This window comes from Kitasatospora sp. NPDC059803, from assembly GCF_042732255.1.
Classification (GTDB): domain Bacteria; phylum Actinomycetota; class Actinomycetes; order Streptomycetales; family Streptomycetaceae; genus Kitasatospora.
On the sequence record NZ_JBHWIJ010000336.1, the window covers coordinates 1 to 8,646 of the forward strand.

Sequence of the window (8,646 nt, forward strand, 5' to 3'; positions counted from 1 at the left end):
CACCGTGCATGACGGGCCGGGGCGGGCCGGGTTACGCCCGACCGGGGGTGCGGACGCCGGAGGGGGGGGGCGGGGGGGCCGGCACCCCCCCCCCCCCCCGACCCGCGGGGGCGCGGGGCGGGGCCGCCGGCCCCCCCCCGGCTTGTCGGTCAGTCGGTCTCTTCTTCCTCCACCCACCCCATGGTGCGCTCCACGGCCTTGAGCCACTTCTTGTACTCGCGCTCCCGGGTGGCCTCGTCCATGCGCGGGGTCCATTCGGCGGCGCGGTGCCAGTTGGCCCGCAGTGTGTCGAGGTCGGTCCAGAAGCCGACGGCGAGTCCGGCTGCGTAGGCGGCGCCGAGGGCGGTGGTCTCGGCCACGTACGGGCGCTCGACCGGGACGTCCAGGACGTCGGCGATGTTCTGCATGAGCAGGTTGTTGCTGGTCATGCCGCCGTCGACCTTGAGGGCGGTGAGCTCGACGCCGGAGTCCTTCTGCATGGCGTCGACGACCTCGCGGGTCTGCCAGGCGGTGGCCTCCAGGACGGCCCGGGCCAGGTGGCCCTTGGTGACGTACCGGGTCAGGCCGGCGATCACACCGCGGGCGTCGGAGCGCCAGTACGGGGCGAACAGGCCGGAGAAGGCCGGGACGAAGTAGGCGCCGCCGTTGTCCTCGACGGTGTTGGCGAGGGTCTCGATCTCGGCGGCGGTGGAGATGATGCCGAGCTGGTCGCGCAGCCACTGGACGAGCGAGCCGGTGACGGCGATCGAGCCTTCCAGGGCGTAGACCGGGGCCTGGTCGCCGATCCGGTAGCCGACGGTGGTCAGCAGGCCGTGGTACGAGTTGACGATCTTCTCGCCGGTGTTGAGCAGCAGGAAGGTGCCGGTGCCGTAGGTGGACTTGGCCTCGCCCTCGTCGAAGCAGGTCTGGCCGAACAGCGCGGCCTGCTGGTCGCCGAGCGCGGAGGCGACCGGGACGCCGGCCAGGTCGCCGACGGCCTCGCCGTAGACCTCGGCGGAGGAGCGGATCTCCGGCAGGACGGCCATCGGCACGCCGATCGACTCGGCGATCTTGTCGTCCCACTGCAGGGTGTGCAGGTTCATCAGCATGGTGCGGCTGGCGTTGGTGACGTCGGTGACGTGCTTGCCGCCGTTGACACCACCGGTGAGGTTCCAGATCACCCAGGTGTCCATGGTGCCGAACAGGATGTCGCCGGCCTCGGCGCGCTCGCGCAGGCCCTCGACGTTGTCCAGCAGCCAGCGGATCTTCGGACCGGCGAAGTAGCTGGCGAGCGGGAGGCCGGTCTCGCGGCGGAAGCGGTCCTGGCCGACGTTGCGGCCGAGCTCGCGGCAGAGGCCCTCGGTGCGGGTGTCCTGCCACACCAGCGCGTTGTGGACCGGCTCGCCGGTGTTCTTGTCCCACAGGACGGTGGTCTCGCGCTGGTTGGTGATGCCGATCGCGCGGATGTCGTCCTTGGTCAGGCCGGCCTTCTCCAGCGCGCCGCGGACGACCGACTGCACCCGGGTCCAGATCTCGGCGGCGTCGTGCTCGACGTAGCCGGGCTGCGGGAAGATCTGCCGGTGCTCCTGCTGGTCGACGGCGACGATCCGGCCGTCGGCGCCGAAGATGATGCAGCGGCTGGAGGTGGTGCCCTGGTCGATCGCGGCGATGTAGTTGCCAGTGGAGGTCATCAGAGGGTCCTCGGCTCAGGATTCGGGGGTTCGGGGTGGGTGGGCCCGACGTAGTGGTCGGTCCCCGTGCTCGGCGGGTTCGAACCCGGCCCTTTAGAACATCGCGTTGTACAGACCGCCGGCCAGCGCGCCGCCGATCAGCGGGCCGACGACCGGAACCCAGGCGTACGACCAGTCGGAGCCGCCCTTGTTCGGGATGGGCAGCAGCGAGTGCACGATGCGCGGGCCGAGGTCGCGGACCGGGTTGATCGCGTAGCCGGTGGGGCCGCCCAGCGAGAGGCCGATGCCGACGACCGTGAGGGCCACGATCAGGGTGCTGAGGCCGCCGGCGGCCAGACCGTCGTTCTTGCCGAGGGTGAGGATCGCCATGCAGAGGATGAAGGTGCCGATGACCTCGGTGACGACGTTCTGGATCGGGTTCCGGATCTCGGGCCCGGTCGAGAAGATGCCGAGGGTGGGCTCCTCGTTGGCCTGGAACTGGCCGAGGTAGGTGAGCCAGACCAGCACGGCGCCGATCATCGCGCCGAGGAACTGGGAGCCGAGGTAGAGCGGCACCTGGTTCCAGTCGCCGCTCTTGATGGCGAGCGCGATGGTGACGGCCGGGTTGAGGTGGGCGCCGGACTTCGGAGCCGAGATGTAGGCGGCGATCAGGACCGCGAAGCCCCAGCCGAAGGTGATCGCCAGCCAGCCGGCATTGAGGGCCTTCGACTTCTTGAGGGTCACGGCGGCGCAGACGCCGCCACCGAGAAGTATCAGGGCGGCGGTGCCGAGGGTTTCGCCGACGAAGACGTCGCCGTTGGAGAACGCGGACACAAAGACTCCCTTGTCCATATGGCCCGGAGGTGTGGGTGGGGGCGGCCGGCCGATCGTTGTGCGGGTGAGCGCATCGGGGGATTGATCTTCCCGGCCATCGTTCGACAATGTCGACCGTTATGCGGAAGCTTCCTCCCCTGGTTGCCCTCGCGTCAAGGCAGGGTTACGGAGCTGTGACCCTTCCCCCGAAGTTACCCAGCGGAGCGGGCCAAACCGGGGCAAAACGCCAAGGCGCGGACAGGCCGATGCCCGTCCGCGCCTCAGCGTGACGATGTGGCCGCCGGTGCGGCCCGGGGTTTCAGAAGCGCCCGGCGCCCAGATCGCGCGAGATCGCCCGTGCCGCGCTGCGCACCGAGGCCACCAGCGACGGCTTCACGAAGCCGTCCTCGCAGACCCGCTCCACCGGGCCGCTGATGCACACCGCGCCCACCGGGTTGCGCCGCCGGTCCTGGATCAGCGCGCCGATCGAGGCCACGCCCTCCCAGGTCTCCTCGATCGAGTCCGTCCAACCGCGCTCACGGATCAGCGCGCACTCGGCGTCCACGTCGGCCGCCTCGGTCAGTGTCCGCAGGGTGTACGACTCGTACGGCCCGTCGCCCAACTCGCCGCGCGCGACCGGGTCGTAGGCCAGCAGCACCTTGCCCAGCGCGGTGCTGTGCAGCGGCTGCATCGAGCCGACCTCCAGCACCTGCCGGGTGTCGTCCGGCCGGAAGACGTGGTGCACGACCAGCACGCCCTGCTGGTGCAGCACCCCCAGGTAGACGGTCTCGCCGGCCGCCCGGGCCAGGTCGTCCGCCCAGACCAGCGCCCGTGCCCGCAGCTCGTGCACGTCCAGGTAGCTCTGCCCCAGCCGCAGCAGTTCGGCGCCCAGCTGGTACTTGCCGCTCTCCGGGTCCTGCTCGACGAACCCCTCCTGCTGGAGCGTGCGCAGGATGCCGTGCGCGGTGCCCTTGGCGAGTTCCAGCGCCGTCGCGACCTCGGACAGGCCCAGGCGGCGCTCACCGCCGGCCAGCAGGCGCAAGATCGCGGCGGCCCGGGAGAGCGACTGGATCGGGCCGGGCATGGGGACCTCCGCGCTGACAGGCGGTCGACATTGTCGACCGCAGTGGTAACGGGACGAGTCTGCCAGGCCGTCGCCGGTCCGTGCACCTTCCCCCTCGGTAACCCGCGCTCGGCCGTCCGTTAACCTCCGCCGCCCGCCGACCCGCCGCCTGCCGCCCGCCGTGCCGCCCACCCCCCGACGTCCCCTCACTCCCCGACGTCGCTCGAGCGCCCCCGGCGCACCGCGACTTCCGCCGCCAGCGCGGCGATCCCGTCCGGCCCCACCCGGCAGCAGCCGCCCACCAGCCGTGCGCCGCCCGCCAGCCAGCCGCCCACCCGGGCCGAGCGGAACGTCGGCTCGCCGCGCCAGTCCCGGCGCGCGGCGTCCCACTCCTCCCCGCTGTTCGGGTACACCACCACCGGCTTGCCGGTCACCTCGGCCGCCAGCGCCACCGCCCGGTCCGCGTCCTGCGGGGTGCAGCAGTTCACGCCCGCCGCCAGCACTTCGTCCACCCCGGCCGCCAGCGCGAACGCCTCCGCCAGCGGCTGGCCCGCCCTGGTCCGGTCGCCCGCCACGCTGAACGACAGCCAGGCCGGCACGCCCAGCCCGCGCACCAGCTCCAGCAGCGCCCGCGCCTCGTCCGCGTCCGGCACCGTCTCCAGCGCCAGCACGTCGGGCCCGGCTGCCGCCAGCGCCTCCAGCCGCGGCCGGTGGAAGGCCACCAGCTCCGCGGTGCTCAGCCCGTACCGGCCCCTGTACTCCGAACCGTCCGCCAGCACCGCCCCGTACGGCCCCACCGACGCCGCGACCCAGCGCCGCCGCCCGCCCGGCTCGGCCCGTGCCGCCTCCCGGGCCAGTTCCACGCTGCGCGCCAGCAGCCGTGCGGCCTGGGCCCGGCCCACTCCGCGCCGGGCGAAGCCCTCGAAGCTCGCCTGGTAGCTCGCCGTGATGGCGACGTCGGCCCCGGCCGCGAAGTACGCCCGGTGCGCCGCCACCACCGCCTCCGGCGCGTCCGCCAGCAGCCGCGCCGACCACAGCTCGTCGAGGAGGTCGTGCCCGGCCGCCGCCAGCTGGTTCGACATCCCGCCGTCCAGCACCAGCGGACCGGCCGCCAGCGCCGCGGCGAAGTCCGGCGGGGGAGCAGTGGGCATGGGGCCTCCTCGGGCGCGGTCGTTCCTGTTCACAGCCTAGAAGCCGGGCATCCCCGCGGACCCGGAAAACCATTTGCCGCCGGGGAACGGAATCGCTACGTTGTGCTCAGCCAGAGAACGACAGTACCCCGTACGGCGGCGAGCGCGGAGAGGAGCCGGTGATGGAAACGGACGACCCGTCCACCCCGCCCCCGACCACGCCCGCGAGCGAGCAGGACGAGCAGGAGTGGCTCGCCGCCTACGACCCGCGCGCCTACGCCCCGATCGCCGTCACCGTCGACGTGGTCGCCCTGACCTTGCGCCACAGCGGCCTGCACGTCCTGCTCGTCCAGCGCGGCGCCCCGCCCTACCAGGGCTGCTGGGCCCTGCCCGGCGGCTTCCTGCGCGCCGGAGAGGAGAGCCTGGACGAGGCCGCCGCCCGCGAACTCGCCGAGGAGACCGGCCTGCTCGGCGGCTCCGAAGTCGAGGCCGCGCTCTGCCGCGTCCACCTCGAACAGCTCGGCACCTACGGCGCCCCCGAGCGAGACCCGCGCATGCACGTCGTCTCCGTCGCCTACCTCGCCTTCGCCCCCGACCTGCCCGACCCGCAGGCCGGTACGGACGCCGCAGCCGCCACCTGGCACCCTGTCGCCGACCTCGACCTGGGCACCCGGCCCGGCGGCCGACCCCGAGCCGCCGGTGCGCCCGCCGACACCCACGGGGGTGGTGTCGGCGGGCCCACCGGCCAGTCCTCCCGCACGCTCGCCTTCGACCACGCGCGCATCCTCGCCGACGGCCTCGACCGCGTCCGGGCCAAACTCGAGTACAGCCCGCTCGCCACCGCCTTCCTGCCCTACGACTTCACCATCCCCGACCTGCGCGCCGTCTACGAGGCCGTCTGGGACGAGAAGCTCCACCCCGGCAACTTCCACCGCAAGGTCCTCTCCGTCCCCGGCTTCGTCGAGAGCACCGGCGCCACCACCGCCCGCGGCGGCGCCCGCGGCGGCCCCCGGGCCCGCACCTACCACGCCGGAGACGCCAGCCTCCTGCACCCCGCCCTGCTCCGCCCCACCCGCGACGGCGAACTCCGCTGACGGCCGCCGCGCGCACCCGGCTACCATCCGGCCATGACCACTGACAACCCGACACGCGCGGTCAACCAGCCGTTCTCCCACTGCCACTTCTGCGGCACCTCCTACCCGGCCGGCACCGACGGCTGGCCCCGCACCTGCCCCGGCTGCGCCGAGATCAGCTACCGCAACCCGCTGCCCGTCGTGGTCACCCTCCTCCCGGTCACCCGCCCCGACGCCGACCCCACCCTCGTCGTCATCCGCCGCACCATCGAGCCCGGCTACGGCCAACTCGCCTTCCCCGGCGGCTACGTGGACTACGGCGAGAGCTGGCAGCAGGCGTGCGTGCGCGAACTGTGCGAGGAGACCGGCATCCTGGCCGACGCCGCCGACATCACCCTGGTCGCCACCGACTCCGACGCCAGGGGCGGCTTCCTCTGCCTCTTCGGCCTGCTCCCGGCCCGTCCGCTCGCCGAACTCCCGCCCTCGCGCCCCACCGACGAGACCGACGGCTGGCAGCTCGCCGCCCCCGACACCCCGCTCGCCTTCCCCTTCCACACCCGGGTCTCCCGCTCCTGGTTCGGCGGCGAGTTCAGCGGTGAGTCCAGCGGCGGAATCTCCGGCCGCTGACCGGCCCGGCACCCACCGGGCGGACCCTGGCGCAGCGGCCGCTCACATGGCATGGTCTGCACCGACAGCCCAACCGGACGGGCCTGCCACAAGCACTCCCGTCCCCACCACCGGCCGGGAGACCACCACCGTGAGCACCCCACCCCAGGACCAGCCGCTCTGGCGCCCCAACCCCGCTCGCGCCGCAGCCACCAGCCTGGTGGCCTTCCAGGCCTGGGCCGCCGAACACCACGGCGCCCCGGCCGCCCCGCTCGCCCCGGCCGCCGACGACCAGCAGGCCGCCCAGCGCTACGCCGACCTGCACGCCTGGTCCACCGCCGACCTCGACCGCTTCTGGACCGCGATCACCCAGTGGTTCGACGTCCGCTTCACCCAGGCCCCCGAGGCCGTCCTCGCCGACCCCGCGATGCCCGGCGCCCGCTGGTTCCCCGGCGCCCGCCTCAACTACGCCGAACACGCCCTGCGCGCCGCCGAGGACCCGGCCAACGCCGACCGCCCGGCCGTCCTGCACCTCGACGAGACCACCGAGCAGCCGGCTGTCCTCACCTGGTCCGAACTGCGCCGCCAGGTCGGCTCGTTGGCCGCCGCCCTGCGCGCCCGGGGCATCGGCCCCGGCGACCGCGTCAGCGCCTACCTGCCCAACATCCCGCAGGCCGCCGTCGCCCTCCTCGCCACCGCCGCCGTCGGCGCGATCTGGACCAGCTGCGCCCCCGACTTCGGCGCCCGCAGCGTCCTGGACCGCCTCCAGCAGATCGAACCCGCCGTCCTCTTCGCCGTCGACGGCTACCACTACGGCGGCAAGGACCACGACCGCACCGAGGTCGTCGCCGAACTGCGCCGCGAACTCCCCACCCTGCGCACCGTCGTCCACGTCCCGCTGCTCGGCGCCCCCGCCCCCGAGGGCGCCCTGCACTGGGACGACCTGGTCGCCGACGACGTCGAGCCGGTCTACGAGGCCGTCCCCTTCGACCACCCGCTCTGGGTGCTCTACTCCTCCGGCACCACCGGCCTGCCCAAGGCCATCGTCCAGAGCCAGGGCGGCATCCTGCTCGAACACCTCAAGCAGGCCGGCCTCCACCTCGACCTCGGCCCCCGGGACCGCTTCCTCTGGTACACCTCCACCGGCTGGATGATGTGGAACTTCCTGCTGGCCGGCCTCCTGGTCGGGGCCACGATCGTCACCTACGACGGCAGCCCCGGCCACCCCGACACCGGCGCGCTCTGGTCGGTCGCCGCCCGCACCCGCGCCACCGTCCTCGGCACCTCCGCCGCCTACGTGATCGCCAGCCGCAAGGCCGAGCTGCACCCCGGCCGCGACCTCGACCTCTCCGCCGTCCGCTGCATCGGCACCACCGGCTCCCCGCTCCCGCCCGACGGCTTCCGCTGGATCTACGAGGAGGTCAAGGAGGACGTCTGGCTCGCCTCCGTCAGCGGCGGCACCGACGTCTGCTCCTGCTTCGTCGGCGGCGTCCCCACCCTGCCCGTCCACCTCGGCGAGATCCAGGCGCCCTGCCTCGGCGCCGCCGTCGAGTCCTGGGACGTCCAGGGCCACCCGCACACCGACACCGTCGGCGAACTCGTCGTCACCAAGCCCATCCCGTCCATGCCCACCGGTTTCTGGAACGACCCCGAGGGCACCCGGTACCACGACAGCTACTTCGACATGTACCCCGGCGTCTGGCGCCACGGCGACTGGATCACCGTCACCTCCCGCGGCACCGTCGTCATCCACGGCCGCTCCGACTCCACGCTCAACCGCCAGGGCGTCCGGATGGGCTCCTCGGACATCTACGAGGTCGTCGAACGCCTCCCCGAGATCGCCGAATCCCTGGTCATCGGTCTGGAGGAGCCCGACGGCGGCTACTGGATGCCGCTGTTCGTCGTCCTCGCCCCCGGTGCCGAGCTCGACGAGGGGCTGATCGGCCGCATCCGCACCTCGCTGCGCACCGAACTCTCCCCGCGCCACGTCCCCGACGAGGTCATCGCGGTGCGCGGCCTCCCGCACACCCTCACCGGCAAGCGCATCGAGGTCCCGGTCAAGCGGATCCTCTCCGGCACCCCGCTGGAGCAGGCCGTCAACCCCGGCTCCGTCGACGACATCGACCACCTGCGCTTCTTCGAGCAGCTCCGCCGCGACCGGCAGAGCCCCGCCTGACCGGAAACGCCGAATGGGGGGGGGCGCGCCCGCCGCCCGGCACCCCCCCCACCGCGTTACCCCCACCCCCCCGCGGCGGGGCCCCGCGGGCCCCGGTGCTCCCGGAACGGAACGGGGGAATGGCCGTGAGTGATCT

The 8,646-nt window shown here is 73.3% G+C and carries 7 protein-coding genes; 3 read left to right on the plus strand and 4 right to left on the minus strand.

The window, feature by feature from the left end; genetic code table 11:
* Positions 1–149 precede the first annotated feature (149 nt).
* The 4 genes from glpK to mmuM all read right to left on the minus strand — a co-directional run bounded on the left by glpK (position 150) and on the right by mmuM (position 4,676).
* A complete protein-coding gene (glpK, locus tag ACFV6I_RS34265) occupies positions 150–1,670 on the minus strand; it encodes a glycerol kinase GlpK (protein WP_363377288.1) in 1,521 nt (506 codons plus the stop codon).
* 93 nt (positions 1,671–1,763) lie between these two features.
* The gene (locus ACFV6I_RS34270; protein WP_063350191.1) at positions 1,764–2,501 is read right to left on the minus strand and encodes an MIP/aquaporin family protein; all 738 of its coding nucleotides are present in this window, start codon (positions 2,499–2,501) and stop codon (positions 1,764–1,766) included.
* Positions 2,502–2,781: 280 nt separating this feature from the next.
* Entirely contained in the window at positions 2,782–3,546 is a 765-nt protein-coding gene (locus ACFV6I_RS34275) for an IclR family transcriptional regulator (protein WP_063350192.1), read from the minus strand.
* Positions 3,547–3,731: 185 nt separating this feature from the next.
* Positions 3,732–4,676, minus strand: a complete 945-nt coding sequence (gene mmuM / locus ACFV6I_RS34280; protein WP_380429647.1) for a homocysteine S-methyltransferase — start codon at positions 4,674–4,676, stop codon at positions 3,732–3,734.
* A 161-nt stretch (positions 4,677–4,837) separates the two neighbouring features.
* On the opposite strand from mmuM, the gene ACFV6I_RS34285 reads away from it, so the two are divergent.
* The 3 genes from ACFV6I_RS34285 to ACFV6I_RS34295 are packed head-to-tail and all read left to right on the plus strand — an operon-like array spanning position 4,838 to position 8,510.
* Positions 4,838–5,749: an NUDIX domain-containing protein gene (locus ACFV6I_RS34285; RefSeq protein ID WP_380429650.1), complete on the plus strand. Its 912-nt coding sequence runs from the start codon at positions 4,838–4,840 to the stop codon at positions 5,747–5,749.
* A 33-nt stretch (positions 5,750–5,782) separates the two neighbouring features.
* Positions 5,783–6,355 carry an NUDIX domain-containing protein gene (locus ACFV6I_RS34290; protein ID WP_380429652.1) on the plus strand — a complete coding sequence of 191 codons (573 nt, stop codon included), beginning with the start codon at positions 5,783–5,785 and terminating at the stop codon, positions 6,353–6,355.
* Between the two features lie 46 nt (positions 6,356–6,401).
* Positions 6,402–8,510: an acetoacetate--CoA ligase gene (locus tag ACFV6I_RS34295; protein ID WP_380429654.1), complete on the plus strand. Its 2,109-nt coding sequence runs from the start codon at positions 6,402–6,404 to the stop codon at positions 8,508–8,510.
* Positions 8,511–8,646 lie beyond the last annotated feature (136 nt).

Coding starts and splice junctions, on each gene's coding strand:
- glpK (WP_363377288.1), bottom strand. CDS start 1,670: ATGACCTCCACTGGCAACTACATCGCCGCGATCGACCAGGGCACCACC.
- ACFV6I_RS34270 (WP_063350191.1), bottom strand. CDS start 2,501: ATGGACAAGGGAGTCTTTGTGTCCGCGTTCTCCAACGGCGACGTCTTC.
- ACFV6I_RS34275 (WP_063350192.1), bottom strand. CDS start 3,546: ATGCCCGGCCCGATCCAGTCGCTCTCCCGGGCCGCCGCGATCTTGCGC.
- mmuM (WP_380429647.1), bottom strand. CDS start 4,676: ATGCCCACTGCTCCCCCGCCGGACTTCGCCGCGGCGCTGGCGGCCGGT.
- ACFV6I_RS34285 (WP_380429650.1), top strand. CDS start 4,838: ATGGAAACGGACGACCCGTCCACCCCGCCCCCGACCACGCCCGCGAGC.
- ACFV6I_RS34290 (WP_380429652.1), top strand. CDS start 5,783: ATGACCACTGACAACCCGACACGCGCGGTCAACCAGCCGTTCTCCCAC.
- ACFV6I_RS34295 (WP_380429654.1), top strand. CDS start 6,402: ATGGCATGGTCTGCACCGACAGCCCAACCGGACGGGCCTGCCACAAGC.